Here is a 21,309-nt window from a genome sequence, read left to right as displayed (position 1 = left end):
TTTTCAGGTTACAAAATTCCACTTATCAACGCGATTATTTTTCGGGGGGATTACCCCCTGAGCTCATTATGGAGTATCACCCATGACAAATCGTGGGAAGGCGCCGCCGGACGTTCGTAAACTCGTGCCGCTGTGCTTTGCGTTATGCGTATAAACGAGAAAGGAGGAACAGATGAAATCCATTAGAACCTCGCTCATGTTTGTCGGGGAACAAGCCGGGAAAGCCGAGGAAGCAACCAGGTTCTATACCTCACTATTTCCTGGTTCAAAGATCACTGATATTCAGCGCTACGAAGCTGGCGAGCATGAACCAGAAGGTTCTGCCAAGGTGGTTAAGTTTACGATAAAAGGCACCGAGTTCATGGCGCTGGACAGCCATCTTGACCACCCATTTACCTTTACACCCTCTATGTCATTGCACGTTGAGTGTGAATCAATGAGCGAAATAGAGAAAGTATTTCGGGCCCTCGCCGAAGGTGGCTCAGAGCTAATGCCTTTGGATAACTACGGTTTTAGCCAAAAATTTGGGTGGTTGAATGATAGATATGGTGTGTCTTGGCAGCTCAATCTATCGAATTAGAGTGGTGGCATGTAACCCCCGAGAAGTTGAAGTGGCTGTAAGTAGAAAATTCCGATAATCGAACTCGGTAACCAATCCCCGAATGTCGATCAGAAATTGTGCCTGCCTATGCAGTATCTTCACCGCCACCGAAGGTGGTTAGTTAGGTATCGCGTCACGAGTGGTAAACCTGGCTGCGGCCGCCATCCATCAGAATATCGGTGGCATTGATAAAACGTGCTTCGTCGCTGGCTAGAAACAGCGCCGTGTTGGCGACCTCATCGGGCTCACCGATGCGCTGGCACGGCAGCAGATCCACTTGGTGCTGGCGTTCGGCTTCGCTCAGGCTGTCCAGCCAGGTTTGAGCAGGCGGCGTGCGAATCAGGCCGGGTGAGATAGAGTTGACGCGGATGCCGCGCGCCGCATATTCGATGCCCAGTGACCGGGTCAGGCCGATCAGGCCGTGCTTGGCGACCGGGTACGGGAAGGCACCGGGAATGATCTTGTGCCCGTGGACTGAAGCGATGTTGACGATATGGCCATACTCGCGGGCCAGCATACCAGGTAGCGCAGCCTGAATGACCCGCCACGCGCCTTCCAGATTGACCGACAGGCAACGCCGCCAAGTGGCTTCATCGGTTTCGAGCGGGTCTGAGAAAACGTTGACGCCAGCGGCATTGATCACAATGTCGATTCGCCCCAAGGCATTGCCAACCTCCGCAACTGCGCGATTTATCGCGGTCGTCTCGGCGACATCGGCTTCCACGCCCAGGACAGGGCGGCCAGTTTCGCGCTCAAGCCGGGCGCACTCCCTGGCGAGCGCATGGCTATCCCGGTCTAGCAGTGCCACGCTCGCGCCTTCGGAAAGAAAACGCTCAGCCGTTGCCAGCCCGATGCCGCTGGCCCCGCCGGTAATGAGTGCTGTACGTTGCTTGAGTCTCATGCGTGGTAATCCCGCTATTTATAGTTGAGCTGATAGGTAGAGTGCGTCAGGAAGTTATGGCTTCCTGTTTTTTAATAGTTATTCCGTCCAACGCCATGTTCGGTCGTTCATGGTGTTAAGTCCATGATTGAAGCGGGATAGGTTTCAGCTTCGCCCTGGGGTCATCCGTGGGTATCCGTCGGGGCACGGCAAGCGCGCCATCTATTGGCGTAGGAACCTTTATGCTGTGAGCTTGCCCCCTGCCTGGCTAAATCTTATTGTCGGAACGTCAACAGAGCCCTGGAAACAAAAGGAATGACCCTTAACCAAGGCAGCTGCATCATCGCTGTTATGTGTAAACATGGAGACATTAATGGCACAAAGACTATTTTTTCCGGTGATTGAAACCGAGCGATTGACCATTAAACCGTTAGTAACAGATGACGCGGATAGCTTGCTGGAAATTTTTTCTGATCCTGAGGTCATGCGGTATTGGAACACTGCTCCCTGGGCAACGATTCAGGATTCACTTGAATTCATTAATGACAGCCACGATTCGATGCAGCGTCAAGAGTCACTTGTACTTGGTGTGTATCTGAAGTCTACAGGCGAGTTGGCTGGAAAATGCATGCTATTTAGCTACGACAAGGAATCCAAGCGAGCCGAGATCGGTTTTGGATTAGGCCGTTCTTGTTGGGGTAAAGGCTATGTATACGAGGCGGGAGAGGCGTTGATTCAGTACGGGTTCAACTCATTGGGACTTCGGAGAATTGAAGCAGAGATCGACCCAGACAATCAATCTTCTGCGAAAGCGCTAGAGAATCTTGGATTTTCTCAAGAAGGGCTTCTAAGGCAGCGTTGGGAGGTCAATGGCGTCGTCTCTGACTCTGCAATGTATGGGCGGCTGATAAGCGATCACCCTGCATAGCCAGGCGCCTGTTGTGGACGTGAGATTAAGAGTAGATTCTGGATATGACAATCCCAGAGATAACAAACGAAGCAATACAGGCACAGTTAGTCGTAGAAGACGTCCTGGGTGATTCGATCATCGGTATTTATCTCTTCGGCTCTGCCGTCGTTGGCGGTTTAAGGCACGAAAGTGATGTAGATATTTTGGTCGCCGTCTCAAGGCCTCCTGGCTTATGGCAAAGAAAATCCCTGGTTGCTCGGTTGATGGACGTCTCTGGTGCGATTGGGAATTCTCAAACCATCAGGCCGTTAGAGCTGACGGTGGTGACAATTTCTGATGTTGTTCCTTGGCAATTTCCGCCTCGGGCTGAGTTTGTTTACGGGGAGTGGTTGCGAGCGCAATTCGAGGCCGGCAATGTTCCGGAACCCGCCCGTGATCCTGATCTTGCCATTGTTCTGAAGAAGGTAAGGGATAACAGTCTTTCACTGTACGGAAGAAGCGCCGCTGAGGTTTTTGAGCCTGTGCCTATGGCTGATATTCAAAAAGCTATACGTGATTCGTTACCCAGCCTTCTGAATCACATTGAGGGAGACGAACGCAATGTAATATTGACCTTGTCGCGGATGTGGCTAACCGCTGCAACGGGTAATATAGCGCCGAAGGATGTTGCCACGATGTGGGCTGAACAACAGGCACCTGCTGCGCATGCGGCCTTGTTGAAGTACGCCCGTGAAGGCTACCTTGGACGTGGGAATGATTGGTGGGAAGACAAGTACGAGGCCATGAAAGCGCTGGTAGCTTATATGAAAAACAATATTGAGCGGACTCTTGGCGTTTGAAAACTCCTCTGTCGAAGCAATGGGTAATATGGTTGCTGTTGATGTTAACACTGAGCGGATACGCTTCACGTGAGATCCGGTAGATGCACCCAAACCCTCGGAAGCACTGTTGCTGCAAGCATCTAGGGACTTGCGCGATTTTCACGTATATAACGATTCGAGCGATGAAGAAAGTGGGTTGTTAAGCAGTGAAGGGGCTGCCCGTGTGCTAGAAGGTAACAGCTTGATTAATCAGGACACTCCCAGCTTCGCCTTCGTCATGTTCAGTGGTAAAAGATCAGTGTTATTGATTATAGCCAATACTATCGCACCCATGATGAGGCTGCATAAAGCCCGATGATCTACCACTATAGCGGGGAGTTGAAACGCGCCGATTATACGCTTCCTCATATGGCACCAAACGTTGGTGGGTTGGCGGTTATCTCCAAGCCGATTGAATATCTGCGCTTATGGCTTATCAAAGAGGAAAAATCAGTCAGTCCCGGTTTTGATGGAATACTCAAGTTTAATGCGTGGTCAGGGAGTTATACAAAAGTGAGCGCGTTTACCAAAAAAAGTTGGAAAGGAATTTTTTAGTATTTTAAATACACATAATCCCTATGTTTTATATTGTTTCATAAGTTTATCACTGGGCGTGGGATCGGATGATTACGCCTGTTATCCAACCGCCTAAGCGTCAGGGGCTATAGCATCTAACCGTAGTACTAGGGCGCAGGTGTTCCTGTCATTGGCCATCACCTTGACGGATCAATCGAGGTTTAGCCCACAGTAGCGAAGGGTGGGATAGTAAAAAATGCGTATCCACTTGGTTTCGGTGATTTTTTATAAGCCTGTATTGTTAGCGTTTCTCAATAAGAATATGCTAAGCCGCAAAAATGCTGAATTAGGAATACTATGTTTTTAGGTACTCAACTTCAAAAGTGGATATGTTTATTTGTTTTAGCCGGACTCGGTTCAGTAATGGCTTATATGTATCCATATCCAGCTGACCCTTCGCGTCGATGGCCTTTGCTATTATTGAGCCTTATGTTTGTAAAGCACTGGCTGGAATATCTTCTTTTCTTACCCATCAGCGGATTAAAAGGTCTCTATATATCCACACGGGAGAGAACAAAGAGAAAACGATTCTTAATACTCTCTGTGCTTGGCTATATGGCTCTCATGGGCTGGTTATTGATTTTTAATTGACCAAGATAAACCGCGCAAAGCCATGGCGACTGACTCATCCCAACACTTGCGGGTTAAGCTGCCACACGCTCCAGGTAAGCGCGCAGGCCAGGCTCACCCAAGCGAGGTAAGGCACCAGCAGTACACCCGCCAACGGCTTGAGTCGCCAGAACATCACCAGCGTCATCAAAATCAGTACCCAAAGCGCGGCCACGCCGATAAAGGCGATAGCGCCCAACTGCCACGCGAAGAAGAGCCAGCTCCATAAGGCGTTGAGCGCCAGCTGTATGGCGAACACGACAAGCGCGGGCTGGGCGCCGGGTTCACGCCAGGCAAGCCAAGCGGCAATGCCCATAAGGCCGTAAAGTGTCGTCCACATCGGTCCGAATAGCCAGGCGGGCGGTGCCCAAGGTGGTTGCACAAGCTCTGCGTAGAAAGAGGCCGCGTTGATGGAGGCCACCGATCCGATGGCGGCGGCAATATAGGCCAGTGCCAGCCAGCCAATCAGGCCCAGGATTTGTTTTTTGCGGGAAAGTGCACGCACGTGAGCCTCTGCTGTAAAGTATGAAAATCACTTCAAGCGTAGTGTAACGCAATGGGATCGGCCACGGCGGCGGTTGCGAAAGAATGAAGCATGGTTGAAGCGTGACAGGCGAGCTAGATAAGGCGGCATTGAACAAGGGGAGTACAACGTGACTGAATCGCTACAAACGCTGTTACTTGAACTCGAACAGTTTGGTGTAAGCAACGATAGGGCCATCACCGACCGGCCTCGCCGCATGTTGAACATCACCCGTGACACGGGAGAATTCCTTTCCGTGATGGTTCGGGCCACGAATGCTCAACGCGTGCTTGAAATCGGAACGTCTAACGGTTACTCAACACTCTGGCTGGCTTGGGCTGCAGTGGCAATAAACGGCCATGTGACGACCGTTGAACAAGCCGATTTCAAACTTTCGCTTGCGGCGAAGAGCTTCGAGCGTTCAGGCCTTGCTCCGTTCATTACCCAGGTTCATGGTGAGGCGGGTGCCGTACTTGGTCGCAGCCCCAGATCAAGCATCGATCTTCTCTTTCTCGATTCTGAGCGTTCTGAATATCTGGCATGGTGGCCCGACATTAAGCGGGTTCTTCGTGTAGGAGGGCTTCTGGTGGTTGATAATGCCACGTCTCATGCTGAAGAGATGTTATCTTTTGTGGTATTGGTTTCCGCAGACCCTGATTTTGCCACATGCACGGTGCCTGTCGGAAACGGCGAGTTTTTGGCTACAAGGAGCCGATAACATGAAAGATTTACCCGTCAATGTTTCTCCCTATAAAAGAACACCAGAATTCACCGAAGAGAGCGTTCCCACAGGGTTGTTGAATGACCACACGACCAAAGAGGGGGTGTGGGGAAAAATAGTGGTACTTGAAGGCTTGTTGGAGTACACCATTCAAGAGCCAGCACTGGATATCATCGAGTTAAGCCCAGAGCGGTATGGCGTTGTAGAGCCAACGATAAAACATCACATCAAGCCGTTGGGCCCAGTAAGATTTTTTGTTGAGTTTTATCGTTAATATGCAAGCTGTTGTAAACCGGTTGCTTGATAGTCCTTCTTCACCCACGTAGTGGAAGTCGACGTACCTGCAAGGTGCCTTAGATGCATGGAATATGAATAGCATTAACGAATACGTCTTTCTATTTTGCGTGGTTTTTTTCACCGCTCTTTTGGTGAGCGCAGTGTTGCACAGGCTCATGGGCAAGACGTTGCTATGGTCTCAAGTCTGCGTCATCTCATTGGGAGTATCCATCGGTGTAACGCTGCCGGGCATTATGGGCGTATCTGGCGTGGCAGCGTTCATCCTTCTGGGCATTGCCGTCGCCTCCTCAAGTGCATTCGCTACCATTGTGATTGGCCGTAGAAAGACTCGGGCATAACGCTGAGGTAGAAACGCCAAACTAAATTGCTCATCTAGTGGCTTTTCCTTCTTGCTGACTACGGCTGGCCTTATTGTCAATCAAGGCCTAGCTTATTAATCCAGCCAAGGCCTTTAAGAGTCTCACCGGCTGGCCGATATTCGCAACCAATCCACCCTTGATAGCCAAGTTCTTCTAGTCGCTTGAATAGCGCTATAAAATTTACTTCACCCATGTCAGGTTCATGGCGGTCGGGCACTCCAGCAATCTGGACATGACCGATAGATGAAAATTGTCGTTCCATATGGCGAGTCAGGTCACCGTCCATAATTTGACAGTGATAAAGATCGAATTGCAGAGATAAATTGTCGGCCCCAACGGCTGTTAGCACTTCCATGGCGTGAGCCTGATGGGAGAGGAAATAGTTGGGCATGTCCCGGGTATTGATTGGCTCTATCAGCACCTTACAACCAAATTTAGCGGCCTCGGCTGCTGCAAATTCAAGATTTCTAATGTACGTTTCCTGGTGAGCTTTAAACGCCTCGCTATTGTCACTCTCGGGTAATAACCCAGCCATGGCATGTATCCGTTGGCAATTGAGCGCCTCAGCATAACGTAGCGCTTCGATGACGGAATCGCGAAACTCGGCCTCACGCCCCGGTAGGCTCGCCAAGCCGCGCTCACCGGCTTCCCAATCTCCAGGAGGCAAGTTGAATAGCACCTGCTCCAGGCCCGTATCATCCAGCTTTTCTCGTAATGTTTTGGGTGCATAAGCGTAGGGGAATAGATACTCAACGCCTTTGAAGCCCGCTTCGCTTGCAGCAGCAAAACGATCCAGAAATTCATACTCGTTGAATAACATGCTGAGGTTAGCGGCTAGTCGGGTCATTGTGGTCCCTGAATAAAGTCGTTGACGGTATATCAATCTCGCGGAAACTTGGCTTCGAGTTCAGCGATCTGCTCTGGGGTTAGCGTGCGAGGGTTTGTACCCCGCAAAAGCAAATAGAGTTTGGCGGTTTCTTCTAGTTCTTCGGTGGCGTAAACTGCCGCTTCCAGGTTTTTTCCCGCCACTACCGGACCGTGGTTAGCCAGTAAAACTGCACTATGTTTGCCTGCCAGGCTTCGCACAGCATCCCCTAGTTTTGGGTCGCCAGGTATGTGGTACGGTACGAGTGGTAGTTTGCCTACTCGCATAACATAGTAAGCGGTAAGTGACGGAATACAGTCACAATGATCAACTTCTGGAAGACACGAAACGGCAACAGAGTGCGTAGAGTGAAGATGCACGATAGCGCCAGATTGTGGACGCTCGTCGTACATGGCCATATGCAAAAAGTGTTCTTTGGTAGGTGTGTCGCCGCCAAGGAGGCGCCCGTTTTTATCCAAGTGAGATATTCTGGCGGGATCTAGCCGTCCTAAACAGGCGTTGGTGGGCGTCATCAGCCAACCACCATCATCCAAGCGTACGCTGATATTTCCGCTAGAGCCCATAGTGAGGCCTCGGTCAAACAGTGATTGGCCTAGAGTGCTTATCTGTTCTCGTAGACAGTTCTGACTATGAATACTCAAAGTAGCACCTCAAATGCCTTGGTGAAAAAGTTAACTTCTCCGAAGTTGCCTGACTTTAGAGCGAGCGATAAAGGGGCTTCGCTATTTTCCAACTCTGTTTGGGTCCATGGCACGCCGGGGTCAATCTGTTCACCTATGTGTAAAGCGGTAATACCTAGCGCTGAAGTTACGGCACCTGAAGTTTCCCCTCCGGCCACCACTAATCGACCAACACCTTTATCTACTAGAATAATGGCCAACTGGCTCAGCGCTTCTTCAACTAATGCTCCCGCACGCTCTCTTCCTAATGTTCGCTGTGCGATATCAACCTTTGTAGGTTCGGCCGACGCATAAATCAGTGTGGGAGCATTGCGTGATACGTTTTCCAATGCAAAAGCGAGCGCCTGCTTCCATTGCTTATCATCTTTGGAGAGCGATAAGGGATCCAGTGCGAAGCCGCTATCAGGATAACGCTCTAAAAAATCTGCTATTTGAGCCAACGTGGCGCGAGAGCAACTGCCAGATAGGATCAATGCATGTCCTGAAGCAGGCATTAGGCGGCCCGGTTCATTGATTGTGTCTAACCAGCCTTGAGCACGATACTGGGCAGGTAATGCTTGACCCAAGCCTGAACCGCCAGTGACCAAGGGAAATTGCACGGTCGCTTCTGCTAATATTTCCAGGTTTTGTTCATTAAGGGTATCGCAAACGACATGGCGAACGCTTTGTTCCTCCAGTGACGCTAGGTGGGTACGAGTTGCTTCAGCCCCTAGAGCAAGCACTATGTGGTTTGTTAAGCCAACTTTGTGTGCTGTTTGATGTGATAGTACACGTACTAAATCTGCATCATTCATAGGTGTTAGCGGATGATGCTGCATCCCACTATCGTTAAGTAAGCGGTCGCCTACAAATAAATGCCCTTGGTAAACTGTCCGGCCATTTACTGGAAAAGCAGGTACCATTATCGTTTGAGACGCTTCCAGCTCATCTAATAACGCATCCGCGACTGGCCCTATATTTCCTTTGTCAGTGGAGTCAAAGGTAGAGCAGTACTTAAAAAATAGTTGTTTGGCCCCTTGAGCACGAAGCCATGCTGCAGCTTTCAGAGAGTCGGCGATAGCTTCATTGACTGGACAAGAACGGGTTTTTAACGCGATTACCACAGCATCAATCTCGTTGAGATTAATATCTTCTTTTGGAACACCAATGACTTGTAGGCAGCGCATTCCACCGCGTACCAAATTATTGGCAAGGTCGGTGGCCCCTGTGAAATCGTCTGCGATGGCGCCTAGCGTAATAGCCATACTCACCTTCTTCCGTTGTCGTTAGCGGCCTCAGGCAAAATTCTGCCGGAGAGCCTATGATAAATGCATGTTTTGGAACAGCATGTTCCGATAGCTAAACGTTAAGCCTCTGATTAAATGTCTGCTTAAAAAAATGTTCATAAGTTATGTATCAAGCAGTCAACTTATTTGCGTTGGTTCCACTATAAGTAATTGGCACTCAAGCGATGCGATCAAGAATGTAAATATCGTTTGAAACCAGCCACTCTTTTGTACGTTCTTGATGGGCTAATAGGTGCTCAGATATGGAATGCTTATCAAGTGAGCTTTGGTTATCCCATATCTCGTAAAATATGAAATGCGATGCGTTTTCCTTGTCTTGATGTAGATCGTAGAGCAGACATCCTTTTTCCTTTCTTGTTGGCGTAACTAGCGATATAAGAGATTCTCGGTAAAGATCCTGGAATCCCTCTTTGGCAATAGAAGTGGCGACAACGTAAATCATGAAATTCCTCTCATATATAAGAGGGGGCTCCCTCCCTCTTATACTTTGCAACGTTATGTAGGGTTACTTTCGAAACATGGCTTCCATTTCGCGACGAACTTTTACTGCCTGCGAGTCCGTGACATTTACATCTGCCCATGTAACAACCTGCCTCTTGGGTACACCACGTTTAAGTGACATGCCATGAGCCAAGCCGATAGGTAGCCCACCCATAGCTAAAGAATCCTCTGCACGAGCAATACGTCCCCAAACGGTGTATCCACCTTCTCCGTCAAGCTTTTCCCCAGGAGAAAGATCTTTCTTGGCCACTGCCACTACATCGGAACTCAGTCCCGAAGGAGTGCCTGTAGGCTCACCACGAATAGCGGCATTAGCGACGCTTACTCCAAGTTCCAATCCAATAAGGTGTGAAGGCCGGAACAACGTGGCATAGCGTCCTGTCGAGTCAGTCATCACCTGGTATTCTCGGAAGCAACGGCGTACATACTCTGCTCCCCGGCCATCATCTTCCATAGCTTCAAACGTGATGTAGACGCCCCAGCGTAAATCACCAAAAACGTGACGGCCGTCGCGCTCTTGACTGGAAACTACCTCGACCATCCCGGCTTGCTCCAGGATTCCACCTTGGGATTTTGGTTTTAGTATCTGGGGGAGATCATGAACACCAACAGGAGGAAAACTTAGCCCATCTTTTGGAGCGATAAGCCCTGAAGCGTTAGAGATAGCGGCCATCTCAATGGAAGACTTGGTACCATCGAGGAAAGAGTTAAACATCTGTGGGTTCATCCCACCCTTGGCTGCTTCTTCCGGAGATAGACCATAGTGCTCCCACACCGTGTCCGGGGTTGATGAGGCATAGCTAGGAAGGTACTTGGTTCCTTTGCCGGCTGCTACCACACGGAAGCCACACGTTCGGGCCCAGTCGATCATCTCGCAAACGAGAGCAGGCTGATCACCATAAGCCATAGAGTAGACTAAACCTGCTTGCCTGAACTGTTCTACCAAGTAGGCACCCGCCAGTACGTCGGCTTCGACGTTTACCATCACAATATGCTTGCCGTTTTCAGCGGCAAGCAATGCATGGCGAATGCCCGCTGCAGGGTTCCCGGTAGCATCAATCACAACATCAAGCTGCTGGTAGCGAATTAATGCTTCGGAATCCTCAGTGAGACATGTTTTTCCAGATTTATAGGCATCATCCAGGGAGTTAGTGGTTCTTGTTGCCGTATCCCAGCCGGTATTATCCAGAGCAGCCATGGCTCGGTTTCGGTCAAGGTCGGCAATGCCCAAGAGATGCATGCCGGGAATGTGCCTCACTTGGGAAAGAAACATTGAGCCAAATTTTCCAGAGCCGATAAGGCCCACGCGGATAGGCTTGTCGTCGGAAGATAACTGCTGAAGTTTGGAGTAGAGGTTCATAATTATTCTCTCTTAAAACGTTGTGATTGGAGGGAAGAAGGCCACCAAAAGAAGCACCGCGGCAGCCACGAGATAAAAAGGCCACATTTCGCGAGCAACGGCGCCGACGTTAACTTTGGCAATCGCCGAAGAAATAAATAGAGTGGTGCCTACAGGTGGCGTAAAGAGGCCGATGGCGAGGTTGATCGTCATCATTACACCGAGCTGGGTTAGGTTGAGTCCTATGGCATTCGCCATGGCGACGAACAGTGGGGCCAGAAGTAGGATGGCGGCGGATAAGTCAATAAACATGCCGACGACAAGCATCGCCAGATTCATCATCAGAATGATCTGCCAAGGGTCCGAGAATACCGTCAAAGCCCACTCTGAAGCGCGGTTAGGTATGTTTTCAAATGCCAAAACATAACCTACCAGGTTTGAGGCGGAAATGACGATCATCACCACTCCTGTCGTGACTAAGGTTGCGAGCAGATTTACGACTAATGACTTCATGGTCAGGTCGCGATAGATAACAGTGCGAAGCATAAGAGCGTATCCCACCGCTAGTACGCTGACTTCCGTTGGTGTAGCGATCCCCATACGCAGCAGAACAACTATTAATAAGGGAAGCGAGATGGCTGGGGCTGCGGTCAATAGTGCCCGACCAATTGATGGAGCATCAGGGCTATTACTAAACAATGGGAGGTCACGAAGATAGCCCATTAGCCAGCAAACCATGGATAGTCCCACAACCAGTAAAACCCCTGGAATGATGCCTGCCATAAAGAGGTCAGCAACCGATTGATTGGATACAGTGGCGTAGAGAATCAGTGGTATGGAGGGTGGAATCAGGACCGATATAATGGAAGAGGATGCGGTAATAGCTGCCGAGAGTGACGGCGGATAACCTTCTCGCGTCATCCAGGGGATGAGCATACCGCCTATTGCCGAAGCATCAGCTACTGCAGAGCCTGAGACGCCTCCGAACAGAGCCGAGCCAGCAACGTTGACTTGTCCGAGTCCACCTCGAAAGCGCCCCACTAGCCGGGTAGCGAAGCCTATTAGCTGCTTTCCAAGAGAGCCATTCATCATCAGCGCTCCTGAAAGAATAAAAAAAGGAATGGCGATGAGTACCGAGTTCTGCAGTGGTTGAAAAACCTTGAGCAGAATTACGGTACCTGGCATGTCACCCACCCCAACCAATGCAATAGTTGCGCTGAGGATGAGTGCATAACCAATAGGTAAGCCAATGACCATCAGTATGGCGAAGCCAATGAGCATGATCAGTGTCATTGCATTTCCTCCGAAGCAGTTTCCGACTTGCGAAGTTTTTCGGGAGCTTGCTGGCTAAAAAGGGCAAGCAGGAGTGTGGTGAAAGCCGTCAGCGCGAGTAGAGAACACGCGACTACTAAGGCGCTATAGCCATAAGAAGTGGGCAGGCCAAGAGACGGATAACGTTGGATAGACGTCATTTCAACAATGGCTAGCCCTTGCCAAGTCAGGAAAGAGAAAAGGCCGACTGTCATCATTTGAGTGATAATAATGAGCGCGCGCGCGCCTCGTCGCGGCAGTAGATGAAGCAAAAATTCTACCAGGATATGCGCGCCCATCTGAGCGGCTATGACGATGCCACTGGCACACAACCAAGGGAAAAGAAGATAGGGCAGCTCGTTAACCCAAGCGGCACCTTGATCGCTGACATAGCGCAACAAAACCCCTGCGAAGACCGCAAGGAAAAGCACTACGATGACAATAAGTCCCAAGCCTTGAGAGAAGAGAAGAATACCTTGGTCGATTCGCTTGGCTAGAGCCAAGGCGGGAGAGAACTCCCGCTGAGTGGCGTTGTTAGCTGGCATATTACTCACCAGCTTCTTTGGCTGCGGTAATTAGCTGGTCGACAAGATCTGGATACTTTTCACGCCATTTGTCGTATACAGGAGTCACCGCTTCTTGGAATGCCTCGGTATTAATTTCAGTTATCTGAGTGCCCGAAGCTTCAATTTCCTCAAGCCTCTCCTGATTTGCCTGATAGGCGTCATTACGCTGGAATTCGGTTGACTCTTGACCCGCTTGAAGAAGGACATCTTGCTGATCCGGTGTCAGAGAACTCCACGCTATTTGACTAACAAGTAGTGGTAAAAACTCGTATTTATGATGGGAGAGTGACAGGTAATCCTGCACTTCATGAAACTTCTGAGAGTGGATATTGACGGCTGGATTTTCTTGGCCATCAGCCACGCCTTGTTGGAGCGCTACATAAGTTTCGGCGAAAGGAATCGGGACAGGATTTGCTCCAAGTACGGAGAAAATATCTGTAGCCATAGGATCTTGTGGGATACGAATCTTCAAGCCCTTCATATCTGAAGGTTCGGTTACAGGCCTAACGTTATTAGATATTAGCCGGATACCGTTGTCCCAAAAGCCAAGAACGACGGCGCCGTTATCAGCCATTTTTTCTCGGAGCGTATCGCCAACTTCACCATCCAGCACCTCCCATGCGGCGGGAGAGTCGCTAAAGAGGAAAGGCAAACCTATGAGAGTAGCCTCCTCAACGATGCTCGACATGGCGCCTTGGCTACTGATTGAAAGGTCGATAGTGCCTAAGCGAAGACCCGTTATCATTTCAACATCGTCGCCCAACTGGGCGTTACTGCTGACTGACACCGTCATATCACCACCGGATAATTCTTCAACGCGATCAGCAAAATAAAGCGCTGCCTCATGGCGGGGATTGCTCTCGCTAGAACTATGACCAAGTCGCAGTTCCCTTGCTTCGGCGCTGGTTATCAGAGCTGCAGAAATCGCAACGGCAAGTGGAATCATTGAAGCTTTCATGGTTGTGGCTCCTGTCAGGCTTTTGCCTGGTTGTTATTGTGTTAGAAGGTCGAGACGTTGAGCTAAGTAGTCCTTTAGCTATCTGATATAAACGAAGATTCGATATTGACGAGGGAATATTTAGACCTCGAGATCTAGCCTAGCTAGACTGAATGTGAAGCACAATTTACTTTTTAGGGCAATTAGATTAGGAAATCTTAACGATGGCGCTTCCTCTCCGTGCAATTATGGCGTTCCACGCTACGGCCAGAACAGGCAGTATGATACAAGCTTCCCAAGCTATTGGAGTAACTCCGTCAGCTATAAGTCAGCAAATTCAGATACTTGAGAATCATGTGGGCACTCGGCTTTTTAGTCGTGAAAGCCGAAATGTGGTGCTGACGGAAGCCGGAGCACGTTATTTTGATATGATTCATGACGAGGTCGAAAAAATCGAGCTAGCCACCGAGCATTTGCGTGGCCACAATTCCATTTCGGTATTAAATGTTAGAATTTCACCAAGTTTTGCCACTAAGTGTGTCATACCGAGAATAACGGAATTCTTGGCATCTTATCCCAATATAGAGCTTCGAATTAACGCTACGAACGAACTTCCTGACTATTCTAGAGAAAATATAGATCTTGAAATTCGTCATGGGGAGGGGTATTGGTCCGGTGTTTATTCTGAAAAATTAATTGACGAAAGAATGATTCCTCTTTGCTCGCCGGGTTTTCTTGATGAGTGTTCCTTGTCCAGGTTCGAAGTAAAAGATTACGCATTAATTTATTCGGTAAAGAATGTAAAACAGTGGAAGGATTGGTTTAAGGTGGCGGGCATTGATATAGATAAACCTCTTAAAAGAACTCTCTTTGATAGAGCATATATGTCTATAGAAACAGCAGTTAACGGTGGTGGGTTAGCATTTGAAAGTCACGTGATAGCGGCAAGAGAAATATCTGAAGGTACTTTGATTTGCCCTGTTAAAGATAATCCGGAGATATGGCAATCCTCACTTTGGATTGCGTGTCCAGAATCTCATTTAAGTAGACATAAAGTTCAAAGTTTTATTGTTTGGATTAAGTCGCTGTTAAAAGATTTGTAATGTCTTTCGATTTGATTGCTATAAAAATACATGTTTGATAAAGATTGAATTATAAGCTATCTCTCCAGTGTCACTTATCCCATGGAAGAGAGGAGAGACATAATGGATCATCGCAGGTTTTCTCAGAGACACTTTACCCCGACACTGCTGGCTAGCGGTATTAGCAGCATCGTGGCCGTTGGTGCTATCGGCAGCGCTATCGCTGAAGACGCGCCTGAATACGATGGCGAGCTTTCCAGCTTCGAATACGCTTACCCGGTCGAGCGGTTTAATTTCAGCTCTCAGGGGCAGGACATGCAGATGGCCTTCCTGGACGTTAAGCCTGAAGAGGGAAGCGCCAACGGTAGAACCGTGGTGCTGATGCACGGTAAGAATTTCTGCGCGGGTACGTGGGAAGGCACCATTGAAGCGCTGCATGATGCGGGCTATCGGGTGGTTGCGCCAGACCAAGTGGGGTTCTGTAAGTCGACCAAGCCGGAGCATTATCAGTTCAGCTTCCATCAACTAGCCGCCAACACCCAAGCGCTACTGGAAGATCTGGAGCTAGAGGAAGTGACTGTAATGGGCCACTCCATGGGCGGTATGTTGGCCACGCGCTTTGCGCTGATGTACCCGGAACAGACTGAGCAGTTGGTGATGGTTAACCCGATTGGCCTGGAAGACTGGAAAGCCCTTGGCGTGCCTTACCAGAGCATCGATGAAGGCTACCAGGCTGAACTTGAGAAAACCGCTGAGGGCATCCGCGCCTATCAGGAGTCTACCTACTACGTGGATACTTGGGAGCCGGAATATGATCGTTGGGTAGAAATGCTGGCGGGCATGTATGCCGGTGAGGACGGGGATTTGGTCGCCTGGAACCAGGCGTTGACGTCGGATATGGTCTTTACCCAACCAGTGGTTCATGAATTCGATCAGCTACAGATGCCTACGCTGCTACTGATTGGCGAGAAGGATAACACCGCCATCGGCAAGGAGCGGGCGCCGGAAGAGGTTCAGAAAAACCTGGGCCGTTACGATGTGCTGGGTGAGCAGGCTGTCGAGGCCATCCCCCAGGCAACGCTCGTTGAATTTCCAGAGCTTGGCCATTCACCGCAAATTCAGGAACCTGAGCGTTTTCACGAAGCGCTGCTGAAAGGCCTGGAAAGCCAGTAACATCGGAATACACATTGGAAGACAGCGTCACTGCATGAGTGACCTGTAATAGGCAGGCGCGGGGAGCTTTAAGCTGCTTGCGCCTGCCTGTTTCTCCCCCGGTATCTCCTCACCTTAAGCGGTCGCTGAGGCCATCGCAATGCCCTTTAACTGGCTAACATCGGCACGCGGCGGGGCACCGAACATACGACTGTACTCGCGGCTAAAGTGAGATGGGCTTTCATAACCCACTCGGTAACTGGCGGTAGCCGCTTCCAGCCCCTCGGCCAGCATTAATCGACGGGCTTCTAGTAGGCGCAACTTCTTCTGGTATTGCAGGGGCGACATTCGTGTGACTTGTCGGAAGCTGTGGTAAAGCGTCGATTCGCTCATATTAGCAGTCGCTGCCAGCTCACTGATCTTAAGTGGCTGAGCATAGTGCTCTTTAAGGGCATAGATAACCCGTGCAATCCGATTAGCCTGTGAGTCCGAGGCAGTAAACCGGCGCATGTGAGGCCCCATGCCACCCATTAGGGCTCGATAGATTAGCTCCCGCCGGGCCAAGGGGGAAAGTACCTTAATATCTTCTGGTGAGTCGAGCAGGCTTAATAATCGATAGAGTGCACCCTGCATACGGGCATCCATGGGGGCCGATTTTAAACCGCAGTCCATCTCGGGGCATATGGCATTACCTCCCGCGTGCGGTGCCTTGTCACCCACCTCCAGTATCAACCCAGCTACTTCCTGAGGCTCCACCGACACCTTTACCGCCAAGTAGGGGGTCTCCGGGGTAGCATGGTCAATCCTGCCTACCATCGGCAGGTGAACGGCACTACCCATATAGCTAGGTCCGGTGTAGACGATCTCCTTGTCACCCAATAGCACAGTCTTGCTGCCTTGAATGACAAAGCACAGGCACGGTTCATAGACGGCGCAGTGAAAACTGGTAGGGGCGTCAGCGCGTACCAGTTGAACCTCGGCAATCGCCGTATCCTGCAGTTCTTCCAGGGGCGCCCAGCGGCGGGCGACTTGGCTTAATTGTTGCAGCAGGCTGTCGCCAAGATGGGGAATCTGTTCAGGCACGAGAACGGTCAATGGCTTTCCTCCTTAACAAATTGCAGTGTACGCCTACGTTTTATAAATCCGATGCTTTTTTATCTGTTTTGCAGGATCAGGCAAGTACCTCGTAGAAATTGGCAACCACGCTGAGTGTCATCAAACAGACACGATGCATAGACGCGAAAACCCTTTGCCTCTTGATCCACCAGCCTTGCTCAACTGCTTACGACCCACGACAGAATTAGGCAATCATGGCGCAGGAACGCGCTACCTTGAACGCGCTCGCCCCGCCTATGGTGAGTGGCGTTTGTTGGGCGCGCGACGGTGCCCGCTTGTTTAGCCCCTCTATGCCAACACCATCGACTGTCGATTCTGACGCCGCTATCGGTTTTCGATAGCCATTGGAGCAAGTAATCATGGGAAGTCTGTTTCAACGAACTCCGTTTGCAAACAGCAGAGGGGCAGTGATCCTGCTCCTGCTGATAACGGTTTTACTCACCGGGTGCGAGGCCCAGAGCGAGGAGTCCGTAGCATCTTCATTACCTCCACCGCCGGAAGTCGACGTAGCGGAAATCGTCGCTCAGCCGGTGGTGTTAAGTGAGTCATTCACCGGACGCGTGGAGGCCGCCGAAACGGTCGAATTAAGGGCCCGGGTTAGCGGCTATATCCAAGAGGTGGCGTTTGATGAGGGCGAGCTGGTGGAGCAGGGAGAGCTACTGTTCCTGATCGACCCGCGGCCTTACCAAGCGCGTATCGGAGCCGCCCAGGCTGATCTTTCCCAGGCCAAGAGCCAACTGGCCCAAGCGGGCAGCGAAGCCGAACGCGCCCGAGTGTTATTGGGGCGCCAAGCCATTTCTCAGGAAGTGCATGACCAGCGTCAAACGGCCTTGAACAATACCCGGGCCATGGTGGATGCCGCGCAAGCAGCGCTAGATACCGCCGAGCTTGACCTTGAGTATACCCGCATCACGGCACCGATCAGTGGTCGTATCGGTCGGGCCATGGTGACTCGCGGCAATCTGGCCAACGCCGATCAGAGCCTGCTGACTACGCTAGTGAGCATCGATCCGGTCCACGTCTACTTCGAGGCGGATGAACAAGCTGCGTTTGCCAGCCAGACCATGCTGGTCGGTGACGCGCCGAACCGCCTGACGATTGAGCTGGGAGGCGACCCGCAGCGTCAGTTCACCGGCGCTCTGGATTTTATCGATAACCGTTTAAACCCCAATACGGGCACTCTGCAATTCCGGGCAGTGTTAGCCAACCCGGATGGGCATATTCGGCCTGGGGAGTTTGCACGGGTTGAAATGCCGGTCGCTCGTTTAGAACAGGCGTTGCTAGTAGATCAAAAGGCGGTATTGACCAACCAGGATCGCCGCTACGTCTATGTCATTGATGAGAGCAACCTAGCAGAGCGGCGCCAGGTAACCACCGGGCGTCAAGTGGCAGAACAAACGGTTATCACCGAAGGGCTTAACGCCGGTGACAGGGTGATTGTTAACGGCGTGCAAAAAGTATTCATGCCGGGGATGGAAGTCTCCCCACAACAGGTAGTGGATGCCCCGCCGGTTAATGCCCAGCCCACCATTGCTGCCAGGGAAGATTAATCCACCATGAACTTCTCCCGTTTCTTCGTGGACAGACCGATTTTTGCGGCGGTGCTGTCGATTATTATCCTAGCGGTGGGGTTGATATCCATCCCCAACCTGCCGATCAGCGAGTACCCGGACGTGGTGCCGCCCTCAGTGGTTGTCCGCACGGTTTACCCGGGGGCTAATCCAAAAGAAATCGCCGATACAGTGGCCACCCCGCTGGAAGAAGCTATCAATGGCGTCGAGGACATGATGTATCTCAAGTCCGTCGCGGGTTCTGATGGCGTGCTGCAGATGACCGTTACCTTCCGCCCAGGGACTGATGCCGAAGAGGCTGCCGTTCGGGTGCAGAACCGCGTCAGCCAAGCTGAAGCGCGGCTACCTGAGGCGGTACGTCGTCAAGGGGTCACCACCCAGAAGCAGTCACCTACTTTTCTGATGGTGGTTCACTTGACTTCGCCTAGCGGCGAATACGACACCCTTTACCTGCGCAACTATGTGCGGCTGAATGTTCGCGATCGTCTGGCCCGGCTCGAAGGAATAGGGGATGCCCAGCTCTTTGGTGGGGGGGATTACGCCATGCGGGCTTGGCTGGACCCCGCTCACATAGCCGCTCGCGGCCTGACGGCCAGCGATGTGGTTGGTGCTATGCGGGAGCAGAATGTTCAGGTCTCCGCCGGACAACTGGGTGCTGAACCCATTGAGGAGAGTGATTTCCTGACGCTGATCAATGCCCGCGGGCGACTGGAAACAGTGGAGGAGTTCGGCGACATCGTGCTGAAACGTGGCGAGAACGGCGAAATACTCAGGCTTTCAGACGTGGCCCGGCTGGAAATGGGCGCCGGAAACTATACCCTGCGTTCGCAGTTGGACGGCCAGAACGCGGTGGCGATTGGTATCTTTCAGGCACCGGGCGCCAATGCGCTGGAGATCCGTGAGCAGGTGGTGGCCACCATGGATGAACTGTCCGAGCAGTTCCCTGAAGGTGTGGAATATGAGGCAGTCTATGACACCACCATTTTTGTGAACGACTCTATAAAGTCGGTAATAGCAACGCTGCTGGAAGCTGTGTTGTTGGTGGTGTTAGTGGTCACGCTTTTCTTACAAACCTGGCGTGCCTCTATTATCCCTTTGCTTGCTGTGCCGGTATCGGTTATCGGTACTTTTGGGGCGCTCTATCTATTGGGTTACTCCATCAATACGCTCACTTTATTTGGTCTGGTGCTGGCCATCGGCATCGTGGTGGATGATGCCATCGTAGTGGTGGAAAACGTGGAGCGGAACATTGAGGAGGGTTTACCGCCGCAGGCAGCCGCTCATCAGGCAATGAGAGAGGTCTCCGGGCCTATTATTGCCGTCGGCCTAGTGCTGTGCGCGGTGTTTATCCCCATGGCTTTCCTTTCTGGTGTGACCGGTCAATTCTACCGCCAGTTCGCAGTGACAATTGCTATCTCCACGGTGATCTCCACCATTAACTCCCTTACCCTGTCACCCGCGCTGGCAGCAATGCTACTCAAGCCTCATGACGCGCCTAAAGATCGCCTTACCCGAGTGATTGACAAGCTGTTCGGCTGGATTTTTCGTCCCTTCAATCGCTTTTTCAATGCCAGCTCAACTAAGTATCAGGGAGGGGTCGCTAGGTCTCTGAAGCATCGTGGTGCGGTGTTTATGGTCTATGCGCTGTTGCTGCTGGGTACCGGCGTGATGTTCAAGGCGGTGCCATCCGGCTTTATTCCGGTGCAGGACAAACTTTATCTGATTGCGGGCGTTATTCTGCCGGAAGGAGCATCCCTGGAGAGAACTGATCAGATGCTCCAGGAGGTGGTGGATATTGCCATGGAGACTGAAGGCGTGGAGCACGCTATTGCCTTTCCTGGTTTGAACGCGCTGCAGTTCACCAATACCTCCAATACCGGGGTAGCATTTCTCACCCTCAGCGCTTTTGATGAGCGCACCATTAGCGCCGCGGAGATCAATGCCCGCATCAACCAGCGCATTGGTGGCTTGAAAGAGGGCTTTGCGTTCTCCTTTATGCCGCCGCCGATTCTGGGGCTTGGCAATGGTTCTGGCTTTCAGCTGTTCATAGAAGATCGCGGTAATCTTGGCTATGGAGCATTGCAGGAGGCGGTTAATCAATTCCAGGGCGCGGTTGCGCAAACGCCGGGCATGGGCTTCCCAATCAGCAGCTATCAATCCAACGTGCCACAGTTGGATGCCGAGGTGGATCGGTTAAGAGCCAAGGCCCAAGGGGTGCCGTTGACTGAACTGTTCGACACCCTGCAGACCTATCTTGGCTCGACCTATGTGAATGACTTCAACCGCTTTGGTCGCACCTGGCAGGTCATCGCCCAAGCGGACGCCCCGTATCGGGCAAGCGTAGAAGACATCGCCCGGCTGCGCACCCGCAATGACCAAGGGGAAATGGTGCCGATCGGCACGATGGTGGATATCCGGCAAACCTTTGGCCCAGACCCGGTACTGCGTTACAACGGTTACCCGGCAGCGGATCTAGCCGGGGAGATAGATCCTAGGTTCTGTACGAAAAGTCGGCTCGCAAGCAGAGGCCTATGCACGCCACGCAT

Annotated in this window: 23 protein-coding genes; 11 read left to right on the top strand and 12 right to left on the bottom strand. The window is 51.2% G+C overall.

Translation table 11 applies throughout. From position 1 onward, the window contains the following. Positions 1-172: 172 nt before the first annotated feature. Positions 173-580, top strand: coding sequence for a VOC family protein (locus tag CZ787_RS05825; RefSeq protein WP_087107120.1), 408 nt, complete (start codon positions 173-175; stop codon positions 578-580). A gap of 154 nt (positions 581-734) precedes the next feature. Here CZ787_RS05825 and CZ787_RS05820 read toward each other — a convergent pair whose 3' ends face one another. Next, positions 735-1,502, bottom strand: a complete 768-nt coding sequence (locus tag CZ787_RS05820; RefSeq protein ID WP_087107118.1) for an SDR family oxidoreductase — start codon at positions 1,500-1,502, stop codon at positions 735-737. Between the two features lie 352 nt (positions 1,503-1,854). Here CZ787_RS05820 and CZ787_RS05815 point away from each other — a divergent pair, with 352 nt between their 5' ends. The 3 genes from CZ787_RS05815 (at position 1,855) to CZ787_RS05800 (ending at position 3,806) form a co-directional block, all read left to right on the top strand. Then, the gene (locus CZ787_RS05815; RefSeq protein WP_087107116.1) at positions 1,855-2,409 is read left to right on the top strand and encodes a GNAT family N-acetyltransferase; all 555 of its coding nucleotides are present in this window, start codon (positions 1,855-1,857) and stop codon (positions 2,407-2,409) included. 44 nt (positions 2,410-2,453) lie between these two features. Further along, positions 2,454-3,230, top strand: coding sequence for an aminoglycoside adenylyltransferase family protein (locus CZ787_RS05810; RefSeq protein WP_087107114.1), 777 nt, complete (start codon positions 2,454-2,456; stop codon positions 3,228-3,230). A gap of 360 nt (positions 3,231-3,590) precedes the next feature. Beyond that, positions 3,591-3,806 (top strand): hypothetical protein, encoded by a 216-nt coding sequence (locus tag CZ787_RS05800; RefSeq protein ID WP_140398973.1) that lies wholly within the window; start codon positions 3,591-3,593, stop codon positions 3,804-3,806. A gap of 646 nt (positions 3,807-4,452) precedes the next feature. Here the strand turns inward: CZ787_RS05800 and CZ787_RS05795 are convergent. After that, the gene (locus CZ787_RS05795) at positions 4,453-4,941 is read right to left on the bottom strand and encodes a TspO/MBR family protein (protein WP_087107107.1); all 489 of its coding nucleotides are present in this window, start codon (positions 4,939-4,941) and stop codon (positions 4,453-4,455) included. Positions 4,942-5,089: 148 nt separating this feature from the next. Between CZ787_RS05795 and CZ787_RS05790 the strand changes: the two genes are divergently transcribed. The 3 genes from CZ787_RS05790 (at position 5,090) to CZ787_RS05780 (ending at position 6,315) form a co-directional block, all read left to right on the top strand. Further along, positions 5,090-5,677 carry an O-methyltransferase gene (locus tag CZ787_RS05790; protein WP_217883847.1) on the top strand — a complete coding sequence of 196 codons (588 nt, stop codon included), beginning with the start codon at positions 5,090-5,092 and terminating at the stop codon, positions 5,675-5,677. 1 nt (position 5,678) lies between these two features. After that, positions 5,679-5,954 carry a DUF1971 domain-containing protein gene (locus tag CZ787_RS05785; protein WP_087107105.1) on the top strand — a complete coding sequence of 92 codons (276 nt, stop codon included), beginning with the start codon at positions 5,679-5,681 and terminating at the stop codon, positions 5,952-5,954. 163 nt (positions 5,955-6,117) lie between these two features. Beyond that, positions 6,118-6,315, top strand: coding sequence for a hypothetical protein (locus CZ787_RS05780; RefSeq protein WP_140398972.1), 198 nt, complete (start codon positions 6,118-6,120; stop codon positions 6,313-6,315). 76 nt (positions 6,316-6,391) lie between these two features. Here CZ787_RS05780 and otnI read toward each other — a convergent pair whose 3' ends face one another. From otnI to CZ787_RS05740, 8 genes are all read right to left on the bottom strand, one after another. Next, positions 6,392-7,183: a 2-oxo-tetronate isomerase gene (gene otnI, locus CZ787_RS05775; protein ID WP_087107101.1), complete on the bottom strand. Its 792-nt coding sequence runs from the start codon at positions 7,181-7,183 to the stop codon at positions 6,392-6,394. Positions 7,184-7,215: 32 nt separating this feature from the next. Continuing rightward, positions 7,216-7,863, bottom strand: a complete 648-nt coding sequence (gene otnC, locus CZ787_RS05770) for a 3-oxo-tetronate 4-phosphate decarboxylase (RefSeq protein ID WP_087107099.1) — start codon at positions 7,861-7,863, stop codon at positions 7,216-7,218. Continuing rightward, the gene (otnK, locus tag CZ787_RS05765; RefSeq protein WP_087107097.1) at positions 7,860-9,146 is read right to left on the bottom strand and encodes a 3-oxo-tetronate kinase; all 1,287 of its coding nucleotides are present in this window, start codon (positions 9,144-9,146) and stop codon (positions 7,860-7,862) included. The genes otnC and otnK overlap by 4 nt, the downstream gene beginning before the upstream one ends. A gap of 199 nt (positions 9,147-9,345) precedes the next feature. Then, entirely contained in the window at positions 9,346-9,630 is a 285-nt protein-coding gene (locus tag CZ787_RS05760; protein WP_087107095.1) for a putative quinol monooxygenase, read from the bottom strand. A 63-nt stretch (positions 9,631-9,693) separates the two neighbouring features. Then, entirely contained in the window at positions 9,694-11,049 is a 1,356-nt protein-coding gene (locus tag CZ787_RS05755; protein WP_087107093.1) for an NAD(P)H-dependent oxidoreductase, read from the bottom strand. 12 nt (positions 11,050-11,061) lie between these two features. Beyond that, a complete protein-coding gene (locus tag CZ787_RS05750) occupies positions 11,062-12,321 on the bottom strand; it encodes a TRAP transporter large permease (protein WP_087107091.1) in 1,260 nt (419 codons plus the stop codon). Further along, positions 12,318-12,884, bottom strand: coding sequence for a TRAP transporter small permease (locus CZ787_RS05745; protein ID WP_087107089.1), 567 nt, complete (start codon positions 12,882-12,884; stop codon positions 12,318-12,320). The genes CZ787_RS05750 and CZ787_RS05745 overlap by 4 nt, the downstream gene beginning before the upstream one ends. A 1-nt stretch (position 12,885) precedes the next feature. Beyond that, positions 12,886-13,863, bottom strand: coding sequence for a TRAP transporter substrate-binding protein (locus CZ787_RS05740; RefSeq protein ID WP_087107087.1), 978 nt, complete (start codon positions 13,861-13,863; stop codon positions 12,886-12,888). A 203-nt stretch (positions 13,864-14,066) separates the two neighbouring features. Between CZ787_RS05740 and CZ787_RS05735 the strand changes: the two genes are divergently transcribed. Together CZ787_RS05735 and CZ787_RS05730 are read left to right on the top strand one after the other, a co-directional pair. After that, complete coding sequence (locus CZ787_RS05735) at positions 14,067-14,945, top strand: LysR substrate-binding domain-containing protein (RefSeq protein WP_087107084.1); 879 nt, start codon at positions 14,067-14,069, stop codon at positions 14,943-14,945. Between the two features lie 102 nt (positions 14,946-15,047). Beyond that, positions 15,048-16,097 carry an alpha/beta fold hydrolase gene (locus CZ787_RS05730; protein ID WP_087107082.1) on the top strand — a complete coding sequence of 350 codons (1,050 nt, stop codon included), beginning with the start codon at positions 15,048-15,050 and terminating at the stop codon, positions 16,095-16,097. Between the two features lie 114 nt (positions 16,098-16,211). Here the strand turns inward: CZ787_RS05730 and CZ787_RS05725 are convergent, their stop codons facing one another. Next, positions 16,212-17,171 carry an AraC family transcriptional regulator gene (locus tag CZ787_RS05725; RefSeq protein ID WP_087107080.1) on the bottom strand — a complete coding sequence of 320 codons (960 nt, stop codon included), beginning with the start codon at positions 17,169-17,171 and terminating at the stop codon, positions 16,212-16,214. A 205-nt stretch (positions 17,172-17,376) separates the two neighbouring features. Next, a complete protein-coding gene (locus CZ787_RS18800; RefSeq protein WP_176372176.1) occupies positions 17,377-17,553 on the bottom strand; it encodes a hypothetical protein in 177 nt (58 codons plus the stop codon). On the opposite strand from CZ787_RS18800, the gene CZ787_RS05720 reads away from it, so the two are divergent. Together CZ787_RS05720 and CZ787_RS05715 are read left to right on the top strand one after the other, a co-directional pair. Continuing rightward, positions 17,552-18,742: an efflux RND transporter periplasmic adaptor subunit gene (locus tag CZ787_RS05720; protein ID WP_087107078.1), complete on the top strand. Its 1,191-nt coding sequence runs from the start codon at positions 17,552-17,554 to the stop codon at positions 18,740-18,742. The two genes, CZ787_RS18800 and CZ787_RS05720, sit on opposite strands and share 2 nt — an antisense overlap. Positions 18,743-18,748: 6 nt before the next feature. After that, the coding region (locus CZ787_RS05715) for an efflux RND transporter permease subunit (RefSeq protein WP_140398971.1) at positions 18,749-21,309 on the top strand (2,561 nt) is incomplete at its 3' end.

This window comes from Halomonas citrativorans, assembly GCF_900163645.1.
GTDB lineage: Bacteria > Pseudomonadota > Gammaproteobacteria > Pseudomonadales > Halomonadaceae > Vreelandella > Vreelandella citrativorans.
The sequence above is the reverse complement of the archived record's forward strand: the minus strand, read 5'-3'. Positions and strand labels throughout refer to the sequence as shown.

What these genes read in the sequence shown, in the direction of transcription:
- CZ787_RS05825 (WP_087107120.1), top strand. Translation starts at nt 173, where the DNA reads ATGAAATCCATTAGAACCTCGCTCATGTTTGTCGGGGAACAAGCCGGG.
- CZ787_RS05820 (WP_087107118.1), bottom strand. Translation starts at nt 1,502, where the DNA reads ATGAGACTCAAGCAACGTACAGCACTCATTACCGGCGGGGCCAGCGGC.
- CZ787_RS05815 (WP_087107116.1), top strand. Translation starts at nt 1,855, where the DNA reads ATGGCACAAAGACTATTTTTTCCGGTGATTGAAACCGAGCGATTGACC.
- CZ787_RS05810 (WP_087107114.1), top strand. Translation starts at nt 2,454, where the DNA reads ATGACAATCCCAGAGATAACAAACGAAGCAATACAGGCACAGTTAGTC.
- CZ787_RS05785 (WP_087107105.1), top strand. Translation starts at nt 5,679, where the DNA reads ATGAAAGATTTACCCGTCAATGTTTCTCCCTATAAAAGAACACCAGAA.
- otnI (WP_087107101.1), bottom strand. Translation starts at nt 7,183, where the DNA reads ATGACCCGACTAGCCGCTAACCTCAGCATGTTATTCAACGAGTATGAA.
- otnK (WP_087107097.1), bottom strand. Translation starts at nt 9,146, where the DNA reads ATGGCTATTACGCTAGGCGCCATCGCAGACGATTTCACAGGGGCCACC.
- CZ787_RS05760 (WP_087107095.1), bottom strand. Translation starts at nt 9,630, where the DNA reads ATGATTTACGTTGTCGCCACTTCTATTGCCAAAGAGGGATTCCAGGAT.
- CZ787_RS05755 (WP_087107093.1), bottom strand. Translation starts at nt 11,049, where the DNA reads ATGAACCTCTACTCCAAACTTCAGCAGTTATCTTCCGACGACAAGCCT.
- CZ787_RS05750 (WP_087107091.1), bottom strand. Translation starts at nt 12,321, where the DNA reads ATGACACTGATCATGCTCATTGGCTTCGCCATACTGATGGTCATTGGC.
- CZ787_RS05745 (WP_087107089.1), bottom strand. Translation starts at nt 12,884, where the DNA reads ATGCCAGCTAACAACGCCACTCAGCGGGAGTTCTCTCCCGCCTTGGCT.
- CZ787_RS05740 (WP_087107087.1), bottom strand. Translation starts at nt 13,863, where the DNA reads ATGAAAGCTTCAATGATTCCACTTGCCGTTGCGATTTCTGCAGCTCTG.
- CZ787_RS05735 (WP_087107084.1), top strand. Translation starts at nt 14,067, where the DNA reads ATGGCGCTTCCTCTCCGTGCAATTATGGCGTTCCACGCTACGGCCAGA.
- CZ787_RS05730 (WP_087107082.1), top strand. Translation starts at nt 15,048, where the DNA reads ATGGATCATCGCAGGTTTTCTCAGAGACACTTTACCCCGACACTGCTG.
- CZ787_RS05720 (WP_087107078.1), top strand. Translation starts at nt 17,552, where the DNA reads ATGGGAAGTCTGTTTCAACGAACTCCGTTTGCAAACAGCAGAGGGGCA.
- CZ787_RS18800 (WP_176372176.1), bottom strand. Translation starts at nt 17,553, where the DNA reads ATGATTACTTGCTCCAATGGCTATCGAAAACCGATAGCGGCGTCAGAA.